Consider the following 20,575-nt stretch of genomic DNA (forward strand, 5'->3'; position numbering starts at 1 on the left):
TATGGGACAACCACTTTTTACCGTCCTTAAAAAAGGGCTTTATACCACTTTTCAAGACTTAGGTCGCTATGGGTATCAACAATTTGGAGTCGTCACAAGTGGCGCAATGGATTCATATTCAAGCCAACTTGCAAATATTCTTGTCGGCAATCCGAGGGGTGAAGCTGTCCTTGAAATAACCATGCTTGGACCAACATTACGAGTTGAGAGCGACACCATTTCAATCGCAGTATGCGGTGCTGATTTAAGCATGACCGTTAACGGAAATAAAGCACCGTTATGGAAATCCTTTGTCGTGAAAAACGGGGACATGATTCGGTTTGGGAAACCAGTCTCAGGTACTCGTACATACTTAGCGGTTACTGGTGGCTTTCATGCTGAGGAAGTGCTCGGAAGTAAATCGTATTACCCGAAGGCAAAGCTTGGAACAGAGATCAAAGATGGGGACATTCTTTACGGAACTTGCACCCGTTTCCGAAAAAATATCGGGCTCTCACGTCATTTTATTCCAACGTTTGAAAAAGAGGTTACAGTCCGTGCCATTCCGGGACCACACGAGGATTACTTTACAAAAGAAACGATCGAAAAATTCTTCACAGACCAGTATCGAGTTGTTCAAGGCGATCGAATGGGCTATCGATTACAGGGGACAACGCCGTTACAGCATAAAGATAAAGCTGAAATCGCATCTGACGCCATCCCGCTTGGCGGCATCCAGGTCCCAAGCAGTGGTGTACCGATCATCTTATTAGCCGATCGCCAAACGACAGGAGGCTATCCACGAATTGCAACCGTCATTACTGTTGATATTTATAAAATTGCGCAACTGGCACCCGGTGGAACAATTCGCTTTGAGCGCTGCAGGATCGAAACCGCGCATGAACTCTACAAAAATAGAGAACTATTTCTTAAAAACCTTCAGAAATAACATTATCCTGAAGGTTTTTTATCATTTCGCGTTTTAGAATATCGGACTAATCCCAAAACTAACTCAAAAAAGGAAACTCTCTACTTAAAAATCAAATAGAGAGTCTCCGTTTGCATCGTCTTCTTCTAATTTCGTAGAGTTTTGAATCGTCGTTGGTTGCATCGTCTGAATGGGTTGTACAACTTTCTGCATAGGCTGCACTGGCACAGCTGCAACGCGTCTCGCCTCAGCAGGCGCCTCATCCAAGACAAGGTCACATAATGTTCGAATGGCCATTAACCGCTCTCTTACCTTTTGTTCGCTTGCTTCACTCTTTGCCACCTGTAATTCTTGTTGCATTTTATCTAAAATCTTACCGACAGATATATTCACAAATTTCAACTCCTATGCCCGAATATCTACGTTGTAGGAAGGCTTCTGCTTCGTTTGTAGCTGCTTTTCTTCAAACTTCATACAATGTGCCCCAGAGGAACGATACACCGTGATAGAAGGCATTGCTTGCGTTTTAAAGTTGAAGGCACGACACCCACGAGGAAATTTCGGGTCCCATGTCGTGTAAAAGTGTTTGCATTTTAAGCAATTGACTCTCTTTTGCATTCCTTCACTACCTTTTTGTAAAAATCGATACCCTCATTTTCCCACGTAGGAGGATGCGCGTCAAACTCACATTTTGTCAATCTAGCAATTTGAAGTCGAACCATATGAAAAAACCCCTCAGGTCATCTCTGAGGGGCATTTACGCAGATCATTATGTAAAATTACTTACCAGCAACTGCGTCTTTAAGAGCTTTACCTGGTTTGAATGCAGGTACTTTGCTAGCTGCGATTTCGATTTCTTCACCAGTTTGTGGGTTGCGGCCTTTACGAGCAGCACGCTCACGAACTTCGAAGTTACCGAATCCGATTAATTGTACTTTATCTCCGTTGCTTAATGCATTTTGAACAGCTTCAAATACTGCATCTACAGCTTTTGTTGCATCCTTTTTAGATAGTTCTGCACTTTCAGCAACTGCACTGACTAGTTCTGTTTTGTTCATTGTTCAATCTCCTCTCCAAATAAGCACATATTCTTTTTACCACTTTTTTCATAGGTTCGCAAGATATTAAGCGAATTTTCCCTATTAAACTGTTGGTATAAGCTATTACATCACTAGTTTAGCCAAAAAACAAGGGTTTCAAACTAAATTTCGATAAATATTTTAAAAATTTCTTGTTACTACCAAGTTTTACCGAAATTCTCGTTTTTATACTTGGAGATACTATTAAAAAATAAAGCATGAAAGGAGGACTCAAAATGGCTCGAAGAAAACGTCGACCACTTGTTCCAGAAGCACGAGAAGAACTTGACCAATTAAAAGCGAACGTTATGAAAAAGCAAGGGTATAAAACAGACCCATCTAATCCCGACAGCGTAAAATACGAGGTCGCAAGGGAATTAGGCATCCCGCTAAATGATGATTACAACGGCAACCTTACCTCCAAACAAGCCGGAAAAGTAGGCGGAAACATTGGTGGTAATATGGTCAAAGAAATGATCCGCATGGCGCAGGAAAACTTAAATAAACGCGGGTAAGGAGGCATTCCTCTATATGGCAAAAAAGAAAAACCGTGTCGGTCAATCTAATCACAGTCAATACAAGGTCGCAAAAGGGCCAAAAGCCAGCGAATCAGGATATGAGGCAAGCTATGAGTACACAACAGGAAATGAGATAGGAAAGAAAGATCAATAACGTAAACTGCCCAAAACTACGTGGGCAGTTTTTCTTTTACACCCCACCCAATTATCGCTAAAATGGATATACAAACGCTTTCAAACGGGAGGTGAATTCGCTTTGTCTGCCCTTTCAAAATCCTTATACGGCATTGGGGTGTTGTTATTTCTCATCACCTTTTCGCTTACCTGCTATTATGCCTATCAAATTTTCCATTTTGGGAACACTGCTGCAAAAGCAACAAACGAAGCGCCTCGCTATCATTTCGTGCTTGTTCCACAAGAGCTAGATAATGATTATTGGCGACTTGTGGAAAATGGAGCAAAAGCAGCTGCTAAGCATTTCAATGTTGTCCTTGAATATACCGGGCCTAAACAAGCTAATACAGAGGAGCATCTTAAGACTCTAGAGATGGCCACAGCTTCTAGGGTGGACGGCATTTTAACACAAGGTCTTCAAGAAGATCAATTTACTCCGCTGATAAACCAAATCGTGGAAAAGGGGATCCCTGTGATTACCGTTGATACCGATGCAGCAACAAGTAAGCGATTCGCGTATGTGGGTACGGATAATTACTATTCAGGCTTTATTGCCGGTCAGGCGCTTATTCAAGATACAGGCGGGAAAGCAAATGTAGCGATTGTCACTGGACATTTCTACGCCTCTCATCAACAACTGCGTGTTCAAGGCTTTAAGGATGCGATTCAGCAAGAGAAAGGGATTCATATTATTGCCATTGAAGAATCAAATATCACAAGGGTTCGAGCCGCGGAGGCCGCTAACAAAATCCTTAAAGAACATCCAGAGGTTACTGCCTTTTATGGAACAAGCGCCTTAGATGGCATCGGAATTGCACAGGTTGTTGAGCATTATCAGAAACAAGATCAAATCTACATTATCGGATTTGATACCATCGAAGATACCCTTCACTATATGAAAAAAGGCACAATCGATGCTACCGTCATGCAAGAGCCTTATCAAATGGGATATCGTTCCGTACAAATGATGATTGACTTAATCGAGGGACGAAACGTTCCGGATACAGTACATACAGAGACTAGAGTCATACGATCTCAAGACCTGCCACTTGATTCAAAGCGAATCATAAGGATGGATCCATCATGATGATTCGAATCCGTACGAAATTACTTCTTTATTTTATGATTGTCTTTATGATTTTAAATGCGGTTGCCTTTTTGTTTTATAAAAGCAGTGAAAAAATCGTTTCTGAATATGATGATAGCTTTGAAAAATTTCTTTTATTAAATGATATTTCACAGCAGGTTAACCTCGTCCATGAAAAAATGCAATCCTATATCGTTGAAGAGGAAGATACTTTCCTCAAAGACTATTTTCGCGCCAGAAAGCAGCTTTTAACCTATCAGGGGCAGTTGACCAATGAGCTATCCAATGAAAATAACGCCATTACTCTATCGAATTATAAAAATATCATTAGTAGTTATATTGAAGCCACTGATCTAACGATTGGCATGTTCCAGAACAAAGAAATTAATCGGTACTCCACACACCTGAATGAAGCAACGAAATTTGCTGGGTTTATTCAAGAGACAACGCTGTCATTAGTCAATAACGAACTAACTGATTATCAATTGTTTTATCAAGAAATCGAAAAGCAAAACCGCTATTTTAATTTAATGGGGATGTCCCTGTTTAGTTCAACATTTTTATTAAGTTTGCTTCTAGCCTTGTGGTTATCTGGTGGAATTACAAAACCAATTCGCCAATTATCCAAGGCCGCCACCGAAATTTCAGAAGGTAACTTTTCTGGTGATGAAATCAAGGTGACAACCAATGATGAATTAAAATTGTTAACGAATACATTTAATCAAATGAGGCTTAATATCCGGCAATTGGTAAGTGAGATCAAGGAACAATCAGAGCTTGATAAGCTACTAAAGGAAATGGAATTAAAAAGCTTGCAAAACCAAATCAACCCTCACTTCCTGTTCAACACACTAAATACGGTTTCTAAGATGGCTTACCTGGAAGAGGCTCAAAACACGTCTCGGTTGATTGAAGCGATTGCTGCACTGCTACGCTATAATTTGGGAGATTTACATAAATCTTCGACTCTCCAAAACGAAGTCAAAATTGTTAAAGAGTATTTCTATATCCAACGTACCCGCTTTGGCGAACGGATTGATTTTAAAATGGACGTTGACCCGGATTGCTTAAACATCGAAATACCATCTCTATCTCTCCAGCCCATCGTTGAAAATGCTTTTATTCATGGAATTGAATCGATGGAGGATGGTGGTATCATCAAGCTAAATGTGTTTCGAATGTCTAATCGAATATGTGTGGAGATTACAGACAATGGAGCAGGGATGGATGAAAACACACTAACTAAACTTAGGCAATTGGCAGATGGAACTTCACAAGAGGATGGTGTCTCTCTCGAAAAATCAACCGGGCATTCAACAGGGATTGGGATAAAAAATGTCATCCAAAGACTTCAGCTATTTTATAAGCGGATGGATGTTGTAGAAATAGAATCAATAAAAGATAGTGGAACCACATTTCGACTTTTGCTTCCTTATGATCAAAAAAGGGGGATGGATCATGATTAAAGTGATGATTGTCGATGACGAATTATTTGAACGCAAGGCCATTACAAAAATCATTCAGACCGAATGTAGGGATGTTGAAGTCATCGGTGAGGCTCCAAACGGAAGAGTAGCCATTGAGAAAGCTACACACCTCAAGCCAGACTTGATACTTATGGATATTAAAATGCCTGGGATTGATGGAGTTGAAGCGGTGAAGAGAATTAAACAATTACATCCTGATATAAAATTTATTATGGTATCTGCATTTAACACGTTTGAATATGCAAAAGAAGTGATGCAGCAGGGTGTGAAGGAATACATTTTAAAGCCGAGCCGTAAAGCCGATGTTATAGCTGCCATTGATAGAGTGAAAACGGAGATTACGGAAGAAAGACGACAGATCGAAGAACAAGCCGAGCTTAAAAATAGAATGAAAGAATTGCTGGTACTCGCGCAAAAGGAAGGCATCACATCGATCAGTGAGGATCATCCACATTCAACGGAACTATGGAAAAGTAATCAACTCCATGGGATATTATCAAAAGCAAAAAAGTATATAGATTTGCGTTACTATGAATCTTTAACACTCGAGGAAGTAGCGGAATATGTGGAACTAAGTCCATATCATTTTAGTAAGCTTTTTAAGGAAAAAATGGGCGTCACATTTATTGATTATCTCACAACCGTAAGAGTGGATCATGCAAAAAAGGAAATGGATGATCCTAGTAAAAGCTTAAAAGAAATCTGTTACTCCGTTGGCTACAAGGACCCCAATTATTTTAGCAGGGTTTTTAAAAAATATACCGGTATGTCACCATCCGAATATCGAAGCATCACATTGAAATAACCCCAAAAATCAGCTGAAGCTAGGCTGATTTTTTTGTGCAAAGAGTTTATAGTTGTCTAGCTCCAGGCGCCATCGGCTCTCTGGTCTAGCCAATCGCTTCGGAAGGTAAAATGCACCTTCTGTCAGCGCTTGTCTTATGCTTGGACTTGCACAGGACAAGGAAGGCTCCGACAGCATAATCATCGCACGAAGAAAATGCATCGCATTTTCGAGGAAGTGCTGACATCGACGTTTGCCACAGGACGTGGCTGTAGTTAGTCGATGTTCCGCTAAAAGGGCGCCTTGCGCTTTTCCTACTATCACAAAAAAGTGAAGGCATTCGCAAGAAAGTACAGATTGTAGTTTCTCTCCCTCCCTCTTATCCATGCTACATTTAGATTGTTAACGTTTTCATTAATAAACAAGGGGGATTATTACATGAAAAAAGGATTTCTTATGTCATTATTGCTTGTGTTTGTTTTCGTAATGACTGCATGTAGCTCTGAGACCGGCTCAAAGGAAAAAGATGGAGACAAAGCAAAGTTAGATATCTTCAGCTGGTGGACAGGTGCTGGTGAGGAAGACGGGTTAAAGGCTTTAATCGCCTTATTTGAAGAAGAATATCCAGATGTACCGATTGAAAATGCCGCTGTTGCAGGTGGGGCTGGAACAAACGCAAAGGCTGTTCTAGCAAGTCGGATGCAAGGAGATGATCCACCGGCCACATTCCAAGTTCATGGTGGTGCTGAGCTTAACGAAGGTTGGGTTGCCGCTGGAAAAATGGAACCATTAAACGACCTGTATGAAGCGGAAGGATGGAATGACAAATTCCCACAGGACTTAATCGATATGGTCAGTAAAGACGGCAATATCTATTCAGTCCCAGTGAATATTCATCGTGGAAACGTACTTTGGTACAACAAGCATGTGTTTGAAGAAAATGGTCTTGAGGCACCGACTACCTTTGACGAATTCTTCGAGGTAGCAGATGCCTTAAAAGCAAAAGGAATTACACCACTAGCATTAGGTGATAAAGAGCCTTGGACGGCTACTCACCTCTATGAAACAGTTCTGTTAGGGGTTCTTGGTACAGAAGGTTATGGGAAGCTCTGGACAGGGGAAATAGCCTTTGATGATGCAAAGGTTGTTGAGGGTACCGAAATTTTCAAGAAAATGCTTGGATATATTAATGAAGACCATGCGTCTCGTAACTGGCAGGATGCGTCTCAGTTAGTAGCAAATGGGGAAGCGGCTATGAACGTCATGGGTGACTGGGCAAAGGGTTACTTCGTAAACGACCTAAAGCTAGCAGTCAATGAGGACTTTGGATATACTCCAACTCCTGAAACAGATGGTATGTTCATGGTTATTACGGATACATTTGGATTACCAAAGGGACTTTCAAATGCTGATGATGTGAAGAAATTCTTATCTGTATTAGGTTCAACAGAAGGTCAGGATGCATTTAACCCGCTAAAGGGATCTATCCCTGCACGTGTAGATGCTGACGTTTCTAAATATGACCAATACGGAAAAGACACAATGGAAGATTTCAAATCTGCGAAGCTAGCACCTAGTCTAGCACACGGCTCTGCTGCTGCAGAAGGTTTCCTAACAAAGGTAAACCAAGCTGTTAACATCTTCGTTACACAACTGGATGTCGAGCAATTTACAGATTCACTTACTTCAGCTGCTGCCGAGTTGAAATAATTCCATGAAGGGGATGAGAGCTCTCACCCCCTTCTTTCACTATATAACCAGAGGAGGATTATCTATGGAACTAGCAAAACAGTCGAATAAATCCACTCAAAAACAAGCAGAAATCCTTCCTAAAAAGAAACGTGTATTCAATACAGATCAATTACTGGCGATTGCCTTCCTTTTGCCCTCTATTCTGTTAATTACCATTTTTGTGTACGGGTTTATCGGATGGACCGGATACGTTTCTCTTAGTAATTGGAATTCACTTGTTCCAGATATGTCGTTTGCAGGCTTGAAAAACTATCTTTATCTTTTCGGCGACTTCCGTTTCCAAGCGGATTTACGAAACACACTGGTCTTCACTGTATTATTTATTGGGGTCGTAATTCTGATCGGCCAGCTTTTAGCCATATTGTTAGACCAAAGTCTTTTAAAAGGGGAGTCCATCTTCCGAAATATTTTCTTTTTCCCAATGGCCTTATCTTTTGTTGTAACAGGTGTCGTATGGCAATGGCTGTTAAATCCCTCCACTGGGGTCAACTTATTTTTGGAAAAAATCGGACTTGATTCAAAATGGTACACCAATACCGAAATCTTGTTTGGATTTAATTGGGGAAAAATTGAGTTTGGTATTCCATTCGCGATCATCGCTGTCATCATTGCCGCCGTCTGGCAAATGACGGGATTCTCACTTGCGATGTATCTTGCAGGGCTTCGTGGAATACCGGAAGAAATAAGAGAAGCTGCTCGCATGGACGGAGCAAAGGAGTTTCAAATCTACATAAAGATCATCCTCCCCATCCTTCGTCCAATTACGGTGAGTGTCGTTATTATCATGGCACATATCTCTCTTAAAATATTTGATTTAATTTATGCGATGACTGGTCCAGGGGCAAACTTTGTAACTGACGTACCGGGAGTATACATGTTTGAAACAACATTCCGTGGTAATTATTATGCAAACGGGGCCGCTATTGCGATCATCATGCTCATCTCTGTTGCTATTTTTATTGTTCCGTATCTGATTTCAAGTAGAAAGGGTGAAGCATCATGACCATTAAAACAATTACTCGGCCATTGCTTTACCTTGTGCTAATTGGCCTCAGCCTTTTTTATTTAATGCCCATTTACGTGATTATCGTGACAAGCCTTAAGCCACTTGATCAAATATCCTTAAGTGAGATGTGGAAATTACCTGCTACACTTGATTTTAGCAGCTATCAACTCGCATTCGAAAAGCTTGTCCCAAATTTTCTTAATTCCATTTATTTAGTAATACCCGCAACTTTGTTGTCTGCCTTATTAGGTGCATTGAACGGATATGTCTTATCGAAATGGCGTTTTAAAGGCGCTAATACGTTATTTACATTGATTTTATTCGGAATGTTTATTCCGTATCAAAGCATTTTAATTCCCATGATTCAATTTTTACGAGAAGTTGGCCTTTATAACTCTATTACCGGACTTATTTTTGTCCATGTGGTGTATGGGATTCCGATTACGACACTTATGTTTAGGAACTTTTATGCCAATATTCCTGATGAAATGATTGAATCAGCAAAAATAGATGGAGCCGGCTTCCTGCGAATTTTTAGATATATTATGGTACCTCTTTCTATTTCTGGCTTTGTTGTTGTTGCCATCTGGCAATTTACAAATATTTGGAATGAGTTCTTATTTGCGGTTACGATTACAACATCAGACCAGCAACCCATCATGGTTGCCTTACAAAATTTATCAGGCAGTCAGATTGTCCAATGGAACGTGCAAATGGCAGGGGCCTTACTTGCAGCTCTTCCAACGTTACTCGTCTACATCTTCCTCGGCAAATACTTTGTCCGCGGGCTTCTTGCAGGTTCTGTGAAGGGGTAAATTAGTCCATAACAAAACCCCTATGTCACTCAAACATAGGGGTACTTAAAATTACGCTAATCGATACACTCGTGCCTCATACGGTCTTAATTCAACCAGATCAGTTGCCTCATGGGCCACAACCGGATAATTAGCTAACATTAGTCCATCGTACGTAAACACACCCTCAGGCACTCGACAAACCGCACTTTCAGAAGACAGATTCGTTACCACAATCACTTTCTCGTCACCAAGTGTTCGTGTGTATACATACAGTTGTGGATCATCCTCTAACAATAAATCATACACACCGTAAGTGAACACCTTGTTACTCTTTTTGAGTGCAATCATTTTTTTATAAAAATGCAAGACTGAATCGTTATCAGCCAACTGCTTTTCCACATTTATTTCAACAAAATTTGGGTTTACCCCCATCCACGGTCTACCTGTAGTAAAACCTGCATTTACATCACTCGACCATTGCATTGGCGTCCGTGAGTTATCACGACTTGTCGCCCAGATTCCCTTCATAATTTCTTCGTGTGAAATGCCTTCACTGCGCTTTTCCCGATACAGGTTTTTCGTTGCAACATCGTTATACTCGTCAATTGTCTGGAATTGAACATTGGTCATCCCAATTTCTTGACCTTGATAGATAAACGGAGTTCCTTGCATAAAGAAGTACATTGTACCAAGGGCTGTTGCGCTTTGCTTCCAAAATTCCTGGTCATTTCCCCATGTTGAAACGACACGAGGTTGATCGTGATTCTCGATAAATAGTGCATTCCAGCCTTTGTTTTCAAGTCCTTTTTGCCATCTTGTAAGAACCTTTTTTAGACTAACGACATCCAGCTCTCTTTTTTCTACATCCCAAAGACCTAGGTGTTCAAACTGAAAGACCATATTGAATTTACCTTGCTTCTCATCGACCCATTCGTCCGCGTCATCTGCACTGACACCATTTGCTTCCCCAACGGTCATAATGTCATATTTCGCAAACGTTTCTTCTTTTAATTCCTGTAAAAACTCTTGAATTCCCGGCCGATTCATATGACCATCATAGGACGGAACATATTTTAAACCGTTTGGATTTGGCATGTCTGGAAAACCTGGAACCTTTTTAATATGGCTGATGGCATCCACTCGGAAGCCGTCAATCCCCTTATCGAGCCACCAATTGATCATGCTGTATAACTCATGACGAACCTTTTTATTTTCCCAGTTTAAATCAGGTTGCTTTGTTGAGAAAATATGCATGTAATATTGACTCGTTTCCTCGTCAAATTCCCAAGCTGGACCACTAAAAATGCTTTCCCAGTTATTTGGTTCCTTCCCGTCTTTTCCGTCACTCCAAATATACCAATCACGCTTTGGATTATCCTTTGAAGAACGAGATTCAATAAACCAAGGATGCTCATCACTTGTATGGTTAATCACCAAGTCAATAATTAACTTCATTCCACGCTTATGCGTTTCCTCGAGAAGCTCATCAAAATCGGCCATCTTTCCAAAGTCAGCCATTATGTCCTGATAATCACTAATATCATATCCATTATCGTCATTTGGCGATTTATAGACAGGACAAATCCAAATAACATCAATGCCAAGGTCTTTTACATAATCCAGTTTTGAAATAATCCCTTGTAAGTCACCGATTCCATCACCATTCGAATCCATAAAGCTTCTTGGATAGATTTGATAGGCGACAGCTTCCTTCCACCATACCTGCTTCATTTTTTATCCCTCTTCTTTTTGCATTTCTACTCAGATAGTTAACCGATACACTCTTGCCTCATAAGGCTTTAATTCTATTTTTTCAATTGATTCATTTCCGTCTACTTGATAATTGCTAATCAATAATTCTTGTGTTTTGTAGCTAAAATCTTTTGGCAACTCAAATAATGAAGTCTCTTTTGAAAAATTCGTTACTACAAGTAACTTTTCATTGTCTAGTATTCTAGTATACGCATAGATCGTTGGATGCTCCGGTAACAGCAAATCATAGGTCCCATACACCATAATTTCATGCTGTTTTCGTAGCTTAATTAATTGTTGATAATAGGTAAAAATAGAATTCGGATCGCCAACTTGTTTTGCTGCATTAATTTCATGATAATTTGGATTTACGGATAGCCAAGGTGTTCCTGTTGTAAACCCAGCATTTTCACTGTCATCCCACTGCATTGGTGTACGTGCATTGTCTCTTCCTTTAGCGTAGATTGACTGCATAATCTGTTCCGGTTCTACACCAGCCTCTACTTTTTCCTTATACATATTAAGGGTTTCGATATCCTTGTAATCGTCAATCGAATCAAACTGAACATTGGTCATCCCAATTTCTTCACCTTGATATATATATGGGGTTCCTTGCAACATATGCAAAAACGTTCCGAGCATTTTCGCGGACTCAGCCCAATATTCACCATCATCTGCGAACCTGGACACCATTCTAGGCTGATCATGGTTGTTTAAATACAAGCTGTTCCAGCCAGAGCCTTCAAGCCCCTTTTGCCATTTCGTAATATTTTGCTTTAAATCTAGCAAATTCAATGGACGTACATCCCATTTTTCAGTCGGGCCTGAGTCTAAATCCATATGCTCGAATTGGAATACCATATTAAGTTCATTCCGGTCTGCTCCTGTGTAAGCTTTCGCCTCATCGACTGTTACACCCGGCATTTCGCCAACAGTCATAATGTCATATTTCGATAAAACCTGTTGATTCATTTCCTGTAAAAATTCATGAATTCGAGGTCCGTTCATATAATACGGTGCACCAGACGCATATTTTTTGCCTTCCTGAAGCTCACCATCTGGTAACCCAGGTACTTTTGAAATAAAATTGATTACATCCATACGGAAGCCATCAATTCCTTTTTTGAGCCAGAACGTCATCAGATCATAGACTTCCTGACGAACTTGTGGATTTTCCCAATTCAAATCAGGCTGTTTTTTACTAAATAGATGTAAAAAGTATTCGTCTGTTTGTTCATCATATTTCCATGCTGAGCCACTAAAGACAGACTCCCAATTATTCGGTTCCTTTCCGTCTTTACCAGGACGCCAAATATAGTAATCACGGTACGGATTATCCTTGGACTTTCGTGACTGTTGGAACCATTCATGTTCATCGGAGGAATGATTGACAACTAAGTCCATCATCAACTTCATCCCGCGATCATGCATATGGGAAAGCAACTCATCCCAATCTGCCATTGTACCAAATTCTTTCATAATTTCACGATAGTTGCTGATGTCATACCCGTTGTCATCATTTGGAGATTCGTAGACAGGAGAGAGCCAGATGACATCAACGCCGAGATCCTTTAAGTAATCAAGCTTTTCCGTTATTCCCTTTAAATCCCCAATTCCGTCACCATTTGTATCCTTAAAGCTTCTTGGGTAGATTTGATAAACAACGCTTTCTTTCCACCACGTTTTATTTTCCATTTCCCATTCCCTACTTTCTACTTAATCTGCGCACACGACTTTCGTTCAATTAACTTCGCCGGTATAGTAATCCGTTTCGGTAGGACATTCGGATCTTTTATTTTTTCAAGTAAACAACTTGCACCTTGCATTCCAAGCTGAAAAATATCAATATCCACTGAAGTGAGGGCAGGCTTTGAATATTGTGCAAGTAACACATTGTTGAAGCTTGCGATTGAAACATCCTCTGGCACTCGAATATTCATTTCCTCAAAATGACTCATTAGCTCGATTGCGATAAAATCATCCGTACAAACTAATGCAGTAGGGGACTCAACAGACCTTAAAAAGGACTTGATTGCCTCTTTCCCTTTACTTAGTGTACTTTTATGAACGATATAGTCCTCATTAAACGGAATCCCAGACTCACTTAGAGCTTGTTTATACCCCTCAAGGCGGTCCAGCATAAACACGAAGTCACCATCAAAACCAATAAACGCGATATTCGTATGTCCCAATCCAATCAGATATTCTGTTACGACTTTAGTAATATAAATATTGTCATTGTCTACATGGATAACACGTTCTGCACCAAGCACTGGACGACCAATGACTGCAAAAGGAAAATCAATTTTCTGTAGATACTTAATGACACGGTCATCCGTCCGAGAATAAAGAAGAATCAAGCCATCCACACGGCGACCTTGAACCATTCCAACGACTTCCTCAAAGATTTCTTCTTCAGTTCCAGCTGTTGAAAGATACATTCCGTACTTATGCTCACGGGCTTGAACACTGATTCCTCTAATGACTTCCGGGAAGAAGGGATCCTGGAGCACATGGGAAGCTGAGAATGGCATAACAATCCCGATTGTTGCCGTGCTCTTCACCGCTAAGCTACGCGCTGTAAAATTGGGGTGATACCCGAGCTTTTCCATCGCTTCTCGTACCCGTATTTTCGTTTCTTCACTTATTCGAGGATTATCCGCAATAACCCTTGAAACCGTGGAAGGCGATACATTTGCCTCTTTTGCGACATCTTTAATCGTAATAGCCATACATACCCTCCATTTATATAAAAAAAGGGGGAGTCCCCTTGATTATCCAATTTTATTTTACAGAGCCTTCCGCAATTCCCTTGATAATGTGCTTTTGCATGAAGAAATACACAAGAATCACCGGAATAATCGCTATTGTTAAACCTGCAAGAGCTAAATGCCATTGTTTCGTATATTGACCAAAGAAGAAGAACATCTTCAACGGTATGGTATGCATTCCTTCTTGGTTAATGACAAGGGATGGTAATAGATAGTCATTCCAAATCCAAATAATATTTAAAATGGCTACAGTGACTGAAATTGGCTTTAACATCGGGAAAATGATGTGCCAGAATATTTGCCATCTGTTTGCGCCGTCAATCGTAGCGGCTTCATCCAAAGATTTTGAAATTCCTTGAAGGGAACCATGATATAAGAAAATTGATAAACTACTACCAAAACCAAGATACATGAAAATAATGCCAAATCGATTTAATAAATCAAATTTACCAAACAGTGATACTAATGGAATCATGACCGATTGGAATGGAATCAGCATGGCCGCGATGAACAGGAAGAAAATCAGACCGCTAATTTTTCCTTTCCGACGGTTTAACGCATATGCTGCCATTGATGAAAAAAGAACAATCACCGCAACACCTAAAACTGTGATCAGCACAGAGTTAAAGAAGGTGCGAATAAAATCAAGCTCTTCAAATGCTTGAACATAGTTATCAAATGTAAAAACATCCGGTAGTTTTAATGTATCTGTAAAAATTTCACGTTTTGTTTTAAATGAGTTTACAATCATTAAATAGAAAGGGGAGAGCCAAATGAGGCCAAGAACAATGCCTAGTATTTCAATCAAGTATAATTTTCTTTTTTTACTTTTCATTACATTTCGACCTCCCGTTTCTTATTAATGTATACCTGTGTTAATGAAATCGCTGCTACGATCAGGAAGAAAATAATCGCTTTTGCCTGTCCGTATGCATACTGGTTGACTGAGAACGCTGTTTTAAAAATATCCATTGCCACCATTTGTGTTGAGTTAAATGGACCACCGCCTGTTAAACTTAGGTTTTGGTCATAAAGCTTAAACGTATTAGATAACGTTAAGAATAAACTAACCGTAAACGCTGGTGCTACAAGAGGGAACGTGATATTTCTAAAACGTTGGAAGCTGCTTGCTCCATCGATTTCTGCTGCTTCTAGTAATTCCTGTGGAACACTTTCTAGGTAAGAAATGTAGATAATCATGATATAACCTGACATTTGCCAACTCATGAGAATCACCAATGCCCAGAAACCAGTTGTTTCCGTTGATAACCAGCCTTTAAAAGCCGCAATACCCGTTAAATCTCCAATACTCGTAAATACCTTCATGAAAATAAATTGCCAAATAAACCCGAGGATCAGTCCTCCAATTAAGTTGGGCATGAAAAAGATGGTACGTAAAATATTACTTGATTTTAGCTTTTGTGTAACAAGTAAGGCTAATGAAAGCCCGAAAAAGTTAATTAGGAAAATGGACACGACTGAGAATTTCACGGTAAACCATAGGGATTTCATGAAATCTTTGTCCTTAGCGAGCTTTTGATAGTGTTCAAGTCCGACAAACTCGGTAATCTTGATTCCATTCCAGTTTGTAAAAGAGTAATAAGTTCCAAAAATTAATGGTACAACTACAACAACCGCAAGTGCCAATAAGGTTGGTGCTAAAAATAACCAATACCATAGATTCCGGTTTCGCATAATATAATTCCTCCATTTGCTCGAAATCCCGAAACATTCAAGTGAGTCAACGTTTTGTTAAAAAGAAAACAAAGCAACGTTGTGCTGCTCTGTTTTCGATTGTAATTTCTTATTTTCTTGAGTCTTCCCAAGCTTTTTGAGATTCCTTCACAAGGTCATCCCAACTCATTTCGCCACTGATGTATTTTTGAATATTTACACCAAGCTGTTGCTCTCCCCAACCAGTTGGGTAGCCCATGAATACCCAAGGAATTGTTTTTCCTTCTGTTGAATACTCATATACTGCTTTTCCTAGTGGATCAGAAACTTTTGAAGCGTCAAATCCTTCATATGCAGGGATGAATTTAAAGTCTTCTAATACAGATGTTTTTCCTTCTTCAGACGTGTATAACCAATCTAAGAAGTCTTTTGCTGCCTTAACTTCTGCATCTTCTTTGTTGCTGTTTACAGCCCAGTACATTGGGATACCAACTGGGATTGAATCTTCTTTGTAGCCTTCAACAGGAATTGGTAGAATACTCACACCGTTGTTAGCAAGGTCTTCATCAATACCAGCAATTGAACCATATACCCAGTTACCTTGTTGAATCATTGCTACACGACCTGTAGAGAATAGCTCTTCTACTTGCATTGCATAGTCTAAGCTAACTGTTGGTTGAACAGAATATTCATTTTGTAAATCTAACACTTTCTTAAATGCATCACCATATTCAAATTCTACAGATTTAGAATCGAAAGTTCCTAATACATTTCCTTCAAATTCAGGAGATAAGAATGCGTTTGATAAATGTAAGCCTGTTACCCATTTTTCTTTACCTGGTAGGGCAAACACTGCATCTAAACCTAATTCGTCTTTCTTGCTATCTAATGTTTTAACTGCTTCTTCTAAAGCAGCGAATGTTGTAATTTCATCTGGATTGATTCCCGCTTTTTCGAATACTGCAGTATTGTAAATCAATCCATATCCTTCTTGGTTAAATGGAAGTCCTAAAACTTTACCGTCTTGAGAAACACCTTCAAGAGTTCCTTCTAATGCAGCATCAGCAGCTGCTGTGTCAGAAAGGTCTGCTAGGCTGTCCGCCCAGTCTGCAACGTCTTGAGGTCCACCAATATTATAGATTGTTGGCTCTTCTCCTGAAGCAAATTTTGAACGAAGTGCTGCACCGTAATCTTCTCCACCACCAACAGTTGTGATGTTGATTTTAACTCCATCATGTGATTCCTCGTATTGTTTTGCAACAGCTTCAAATTGATCTTTAAATTCTACTTTGAATTGAAAGATATCAACTGTAGTTGTTGAACCGCTTTCACTTTTACTTGAGCCTTCTTCTTTTGAAGAACATCCTACAAGTGCAACACTTATTAAAATTAATAGTGCCATTAATGTAGGGATCATTTTCTTTGCCTTCATGGTAAAACCCCCATATGTTCATTTTTGAAAGGAAGGAACCGTTGCACAAATTAAGGAAATCGTTTGCATTAATTTTGATGATTTGTCGGATTTATTAATCGTACACAAAATGACAAAATCAAACTTTATACTTATAAAACCTTGGTATTAATAGGTTTATTATGTTATATTATATTTGCGCAACTTTGCGCAAACGGTTGCATTCCCTTTACAAGATTTATATTAGCATGTACAAAATAGAATTTCAATAAAAAAGTTTAATCGTTTTCATTTTTTCTATTAAAATTATTATTAACGTTAGGAATGAATGGATACTTGCAATGTCATTTTTAATGTGATATATTGTTCGTTGTGAATTGAATGACCAGATTTCTCATTTGGTCAACGCTACTAAAAACGGGGTGGTCGAAGGTGGCAATTGATAGAAGACAACTCATCATAGAAGCTGCTACAAAGTCATTCTCTTTATTCGGATACAAAGCGACGACAATGGATCAAGTTGCCAAGCTTGCCAACGTCGGAAAAGGCACGATTTATACCTTTTTTAAAAACAAAGAGGAATTATTCGATGAAATCATTACTACTTTAATACGGGACATGAAGGTTGTAGCCGAAGAAGCGATGGACAAAAATAGTACTTTTTATGAAAATGCACACCGTGTGCTCTTTCGATTGCTAGAATTTCGTAAGTCTCACCAATTAACAATCAAGCTCTTTCAGGAAGAAAGAGATATCGGAACGCAAGCTGTTGTTGAAGTCGTTCAACGCGTCGAGCAGGCCATCATCAACTATATGAAAGGCATCATTCAAGAGGCCATTGACCGTGATGAGATCAAGCCTTGCAACCCTGAAATTACCGCTTTTGTCATGTTAAAGCTGTATGTTTCGTTAATTTTTGATTGGGAACGAAATCACAATCCACTTGAAAAAGAAGAAATCTCACATTTATTTAAACTGTATTTCTTCAATGGATTAGAAAAATAGCCATATCAAGGGTCCTCACATTGAGTACCCATCTTATTTGGTTAAAAATGACCATTTGAACGAAATAGTCAATTATTTATTTAGGAGGAATTTTATATGAAGGGATCATCCTTTTTTGCTGAATTAAAAAGCATCCTTTCCAATCGAAAAGTCCTTATTCCTATTTTAGCAGTCGCTTTTGTACCGGTCCTATATGCTGGAATGTTCCTTTGGGCATTTTGGGATCCATATGACCATATGGAGGATTTACCGGTCGCGATTGTAAATGAGGATGCCGGAGCTAATTTCGAAGGGAACGATTTACAACTTGGAAAAGAGCTAACCGATAAGCTTTCGGATAACAACAATTTTACTTTTCATATGGTGTCAAAGGAAGATGGCTATAAAGGACTTGAAAACAGGGACTATTATTTACTAGTTGAGATTCCTGAGGATTTTTCATCAAATGCAACGACATTGTTAGATAGTCATCCACAAAAATTAGAGCTAAAATATGTGCCAAATGAAAGCACAAACTTTTTATCTTCACAGATTGGGGAAACAGCGATCGAAAAAATAAAGGCCGAAATCTCAAAGAACGTAACAGCCACTTACGCTGAAACGATGTTTGATAAGGTTCAAGACTTAGCAGACGGGTTAACTCAAGCAAGTGACGGATCTGAACAACTTGCTGAAGGCGTTGCGAAGGTTAATGACGGTTCAAAAACACTAGAAGAAAATTTAGCCGTATTAGCCTCAAAATCAATTGAATTCACAGATGGGGTCAAAAAAGCGTCGTCAGGTGCAAGCGATCTTGCAGCTGGAACTAACCAAGTAAAAGCTGGTCTTGGCGAAGTGAATGAAAAACTTCCTTCTTTAATAGAGGGAACAAACCAAGTCCAAGACGGGGTTGCCCTTATGAAGGACAAACTTCCAAAGCAAATCGCTGAAGGCATAACCGCCCAACTTAACGAAAGTGTTAATCAAGTAGATGCTGGTCTTGATGAGTTAGAAACCAAGCTTAGCACCGGCCTATCCACACAGCTTACAAATGGGATTGCCGCTAATCTGTCTGAAAAGTTGGCAGATCAAATGATTGCATCTCAAACGCAACAAATGGGTCAACTAAAGGCAGCATTAATTGATAATCAAATTATGGATGAGGCACACGCCTCTGCTTTTATCGACCAAATGGCACATGGACAGCCTACAAAAGAACAGTTGCAACAACAACTTGAACAACAATTAACTCAACAGCTTGAACCTAGCATAACAGCAGGAGTGGCTAATGGACTTAATCAGGGCTTCACACAATTCAAAACCGGTTTACACCAACAATTCGGCGCAGCAACAGCAGGCTTAGAGGACCAATTAGCCTCTCAAACTGCTCCTTCCTTTAACCGATTACTAGCAGGGCTCCAACAGGTTAAGGATGGTCAAGTCAGCTTGCAACAAGGAATTGACAAATTATATAATGGATCGGTCGCACTTCAAAATGGTGCCCAAGACTTAACAGCTGGTATGGGTCAATTAACAAACGGTGCTGGTCAATTACAAAGTGGTGCAGGACAGCTTGCAGAAGGTTCGAAGGAATTAGAAGAAGGTACCGTGCAACTTGCTGATGGTTCATCTGAACTTGCAGGGAAACTAGCAGAAGGTGCTGAACAAGCAAACTCTGTTGAGGCAAATGACGAAACCTATGACATGATGGGTGAGCCAGTTACTGTCAAAAAACAAGAAATTAACAAAGTGCCTAACTACGGAACCGGCTTTGCACCTTATTTTATTTCACTTGGTTTATTTGTTGGTGCATTGCTTATGTCCATCGTGTTTAAACTTAAAGAACCAGTTATTCAACCGAAAAATGCATTCCGTTGGTTCTTTAGCAAATTTGGTGTGTTAGCAATTGTCGGCGTCATCCAGGCAATTCTAGTCGATGTCATTTTACTAGAAGGATTAAAAATTGAGGTCGCTAGCATTCCATTATTCTTTATTACATCATTGATCACAAGCTTTGTCTTTTTAACATTAATTCAAATGCTTGTTACGATGTTGGGTGACCCTGGTCGCTTCATTGCGATTGTGGTCTTAATTTTACAATTAACAACAAGTGCTGGAACCTTCCCACTTGAGTTAATACCTAATGCACTACAACCAATTAATGCCTTGTTACCAATGACTTATTCGGTTCAGTCGTTTAAAGCGGTTATATCAAGTGGTGACTTTGCCTATATGTGGCATAATAACTTGATTCTCCTAACCTATATGGTTGCTTTCATGGCGATTACAATTGGGTATTTTGCCATTAAGATGAAGAAGGAAAACGTACAGGTTGAAATGAATTAAGGTATATGAAGAAAGCTAGGGATGCTCGTTCCCTAGCTTTTTTATT

General features: G+C 39.6%; 19 protein-coding genes. 11 read left to right on the plus strand and 8 right to left on the minus strand.

Going from position 1 to position 20,575, the window contains the following annotated elements; genetic code table 11:
• The first annotated feature begins 1 nt into the window (after position 1).
• A complete protein-coding gene (locus tag E1I69_RS06005; RefSeq protein WP_136378698.1) occupies positions 2 to 928 on the plus strand; it encodes a biotin-dependent carboxyltransferase family protein in 927 nt (308 codons plus the stop codon).
• 84 nt (positions 929 to 1,012) lie between these two features.
• Here E1I69_RS06005 and E1I69_RS06010 read toward each other — a convergent pair whose 3' ends face one another.
• The gene (locus tag E1I69_RS06010) at positions 1,013 to 1,300 is read right to left on the minus strand and encodes a YwdI family protein (RefSeq protein ID WP_136378699.1); all 288 of its coding nucleotides are present in this window, start codon (positions 1,298 to 1,300) and stop codon (positions 1,013 to 1,015) included.
• A 386-nt stretch (positions 1,301 to 1,686) separates the two neighbouring features.
• The gene (locus E1I69_RS06020; RefSeq protein ID WP_136378701.1) at positions 1,687 to 1,965 is read right to left on the minus strand and encodes an HU family DNA-binding protein; all 279 of its coding nucleotides are present in this window, start codon (positions 1,963 to 1,965) and stop codon (positions 1,687 to 1,689) included.
• Positions 1,966 to 2,222: 257 nt separating this feature from the next.
• On the opposite strand from E1I69_RS06020, the gene E1I69_RS06025 reads away from it, so the two are divergent.
• The 8 genes from E1I69_RS06025 (at position 2,223) to E1I69_RS06055 (ending at position 9,609) form a co-directional block, all read left to right on the plus strand.
• Positions 2,223 to 2,501, plus strand: a complete 279-nt coding sequence (locus tag E1I69_RS06025) for an alpha/beta-type small acid-soluble spore protein (protein ID WP_136378702.1) — start codon at positions 2,223 to 2,225, stop codon at positions 2,499 to 2,501.
• A gap of 16 nt (positions 2,502 to 2,517) precedes the next feature.
• Positions 2,518 to 2,658, plus strand: a complete 141-nt coding sequence (locus E1I69_RS24360; protein WP_154670398.1) for a hypothetical protein — start codon at positions 2,518 to 2,520, stop codon at positions 2,656 to 2,658.
• Between the two features lie 102 nt (positions 2,659 to 2,760).
• Complete coding sequence (locus tag E1I69_RS06030; RefSeq protein ID WP_136378703.1) at positions 2,761 to 3,765, plus strand: sugar-binding protein; 1,005 nt, start codon at positions 2,761 to 2,763, stop codon at positions 3,763 to 3,765.
• Complete coding sequence (locus E1I69_RS06035; RefSeq protein WP_347561788.1) at positions 3,762 to 5,231, plus strand: sensor histidine kinase; 1,470 nt, start codon at positions 3,762 to 3,764, stop codon at positions 5,229 to 5,231. The genes E1I69_RS06030 and E1I69_RS06035 overlap by 4 nt, the downstream gene beginning before the upstream one ends.
• Entirely contained in the window at positions 5,224 to 6,057 is an 834-nt protein-coding gene (locus tag E1I69_RS06040; protein WP_431731863.1) for a response regulator transcription factor, read from the plus strand. Before E1I69_RS06035 ends, E1I69_RS06040 begins: the two co-directional genes overlap by 8 nt.
• 465 nt (positions 6,058 to 6,522) lie before the next feature.
• The gene (locus tag E1I69_RS06045; RefSeq protein WP_242634547.1) at positions 6,523 to 7,746 is read left to right on the plus strand and encodes an ABC transporter substrate-binding protein; all 1,224 of its coding nucleotides are present in this window, start codon (positions 6,523 to 6,525) and stop codon (positions 7,744 to 7,746) included.
• Between the two features lie 64 nt (positions 7,747 to 7,810).
• Entirely contained in the window at positions 7,811 to 8,791 is a 981-nt protein-coding gene (locus tag E1I69_RS06050) for a carbohydrate ABC transporter permease (protein WP_136378705.1), read from the plus strand.
• The gene (locus E1I69_RS06055; protein WP_136378706.1) at positions 8,788 to 9,609 is read left to right on the plus strand and encodes a carbohydrate ABC transporter permease; all 822 of its coding nucleotides are present in this window, start codon (positions 8,788 to 8,790) and stop codon (positions 9,607 to 9,609) included. Before E1I69_RS06050 ends, E1I69_RS06055 begins: the two co-directional genes overlap by 4 nt.
• A gap of 51 nt (positions 9,610 to 9,660) precedes the next feature.
• Here E1I69_RS06055 and E1I69_RS06060 read toward each other — a convergent pair whose 3' ends face one another.
• The 6 genes from E1I69_RS06060 to E1I69_RS06085 form a co-directional block, all read right to left on the minus strand.
• Entirely contained in the window at positions 9,661 to 11,322 is a 1,662-nt protein-coding gene (locus tag E1I69_RS06060; protein WP_136378707.1) for a glycoside hydrolase family 13 protein, read from the minus strand.
• A gap of 30 nt (positions 11,323 to 11,352) precedes the next feature.
• Entirely contained in the window at positions 11,353 to 13,038 is a 1,686-nt protein-coding gene (locus E1I69_RS06065) for a glycoside hydrolase family 13 protein (protein ID WP_136378708.1), read from the minus strand.
• Between the two features lie 17 nt (positions 13,039 to 13,055).
• The gene (locus tag E1I69_RS06070) at positions 13,056 to 14,075 is read right to left on the minus strand and encodes a LacI family DNA-binding transcriptional regulator (RefSeq protein ID WP_136378709.1); all 1,020 of its coding nucleotides are present in this window, start codon (positions 14,073 to 14,075) and stop codon (positions 13,056 to 13,058) included.
• A gap of 52 nt (positions 14,076 to 14,127) precedes the next feature.
• A complete protein-coding gene (locus E1I69_RS06075) occupies positions 14,128 to 14,949 on the minus strand; it encodes a carbohydrate ABC transporter permease (RefSeq protein WP_136378710.1) in 822 nt (273 codons plus the stop codon).
• The gene (locus E1I69_RS06080) at positions 14,949 to 15,809 is read right to left on the minus strand and encodes a carbohydrate ABC transporter permease (RefSeq protein ID WP_136378711.1); all 861 of its coding nucleotides are present in this window, start codon (positions 15,807 to 15,809) and stop codon (positions 14,949 to 14,951) included. The genes E1I69_RS06075 and E1I69_RS06080 overlap by 1 nt, the downstream gene beginning before the upstream one ends.
• 109 nt (positions 15,810 to 15,918) lie before the next feature.
• Complete coding sequence (locus E1I69_RS06085; protein WP_136378712.1) at positions 15,919 to 17,220, minus strand: ABC transporter substrate-binding protein; 1,302 nt, start codon at positions 17,218 to 17,220, stop codon at positions 15,919 to 15,921.
• 411 nt (positions 17,221 to 17,631) lie between these two features.
• On the opposite strand from E1I69_RS06085, the gene E1I69_RS06090 reads away from it, so the two are divergent.
• Positions 17,632 to 18,204 carry a TetR/AcrR family transcriptional regulator gene (locus E1I69_RS06090; RefSeq protein ID WP_136378713.1) on the plus strand — a complete coding sequence of 191 codons (573 nt, stop codon included), beginning with the start codon at positions 17,632 to 17,634 and terminating at the stop codon, positions 18,202 to 18,204.
• A gap of 96 nt (positions 18,205 to 18,300) precedes the next feature.
• Positions 18,301 to 20,529, plus strand: a complete 2,229-nt coding sequence (locus E1I69_RS06095) for a YhgE/Pip domain-containing protein (RefSeq protein WP_136378714.1) — start codon at positions 18,301 to 18,303, stop codon at positions 20,527 to 20,529.
• Positions 20,530 to 20,575: the final 46 nt, after the last annotated feature.

The organism is Bacillus timonensis (assembly GCF_004799755.1).
Lineage (GTDB): Bacteria > Bacillota > Bacilli > Bacillales > Bacillaceae_L > Ferdinandcohnia > Ferdinandcohnia timonensis_A.

Bases quoted from the DNA above. Each gene is read 5' to 3' on its own strand.
- E1I69_RS06005 (WP_136378698.1), top strand. From the start codon at position 2: ATGGGACAACCACTTTTTACCGTCCTTAAAAAAGGGCTTTATACCACT.
- E1I69_RS06020 (WP_136378701.1), bottom strand. From the start codon at position 1,965: ATGAACAAAACAGAACTAGTCAGTGCAGTTGCTGAAAGTGCAGAACTA.
- E1I69_RS06025 (WP_136378702.1), top strand. From the start codon at position 2,223: ATGGCTCGAAGAAAACGTCGACCACTTGTTCCAGAAGCACGAGAAGAA.
- E1I69_RS24360 (WP_154670398.1), top strand. From the start codon at position 2,518: ATGGCAAAAAAGAAAAACCGTGTCGGTCAATCTAATCACAGTCAATAC.
- E1I69_RS06035 (WP_347561788.1), top strand. From the start codon at position 3,762: ATGATGATTCGAATCCGTACGAAATTACTTCTTTATTTTATGATTGTC.
- E1I69_RS06040 (WP_431731863.1), top strand. From the start codon at position 5,224: ATGATTAAAGTGATGATTGTCGATGACGAATTATTTGAACGCAAGGCC.
- E1I69_RS06045 (WP_242634547.1), top strand. From the start codon at position 6,523: ATGACTGCATGTAGCTCTGAGACCGGCTCAAAGGAAAAAGATGGAGAC.
- E1I69_RS06050 (WP_136378705.1), top strand. From the start codon at position 7,811: ATGGAACTAGCAAAACAGTCGAATAAATCCACTCAAAAACAAGCAGAA.
- E1I69_RS06055 (WP_136378706.1), top strand. From the start codon at position 8,788: ATGACCATTAAAACAATTACTCGGCCATTGCTTTACCTTGTGCTAATT.
- E1I69_RS06060 (WP_136378707.1), bottom strand. From the start codon at position 11,322: ATGAAGCAGGTATGGTGGAAGGAAGCTGTCGCCTATCAAATCTATCCA.
- E1I69_RS06065 (WP_136378708.1), bottom strand. From the start codon at position 13,038: ATGGAAAATAAAACGTGGTGGAAAGAAAGCGTTGTTTATCAAATCTAC.
- E1I69_RS06070 (WP_136378709.1), bottom strand. From the start codon at position 14,075: ATGGCTATTACGATTAAAGATGTCGCAAAAGAGGCAAATGTATCGCCT.
- E1I69_RS06075 (WP_136378710.1), bottom strand. From the start codon at position 14,949: ATGAAAAGTAAAAAAAGAAAATTATACTTGATTGAAATACTAGGCATT.
- E1I69_RS06080 (WP_136378711.1), bottom strand. From the start codon at position 15,809: ATGCGAAACCGGAATCTATGGTATTGGTTATTTTTAGCACCAACCTTA.
- E1I69_RS06085 (WP_136378712.1), bottom strand. From the start codon at position 17,220: ATGAAGGCAAAGAAAATGATCCCTACATTAATGGCACTATTAATTTTA.
- E1I69_RS06095 (WP_136378714.1), top strand. From the start codon at position 18,301: ATGAAGGGATCATCCTTTTTTGCTGAATTAAAAAGCATCCTTTCCAAT.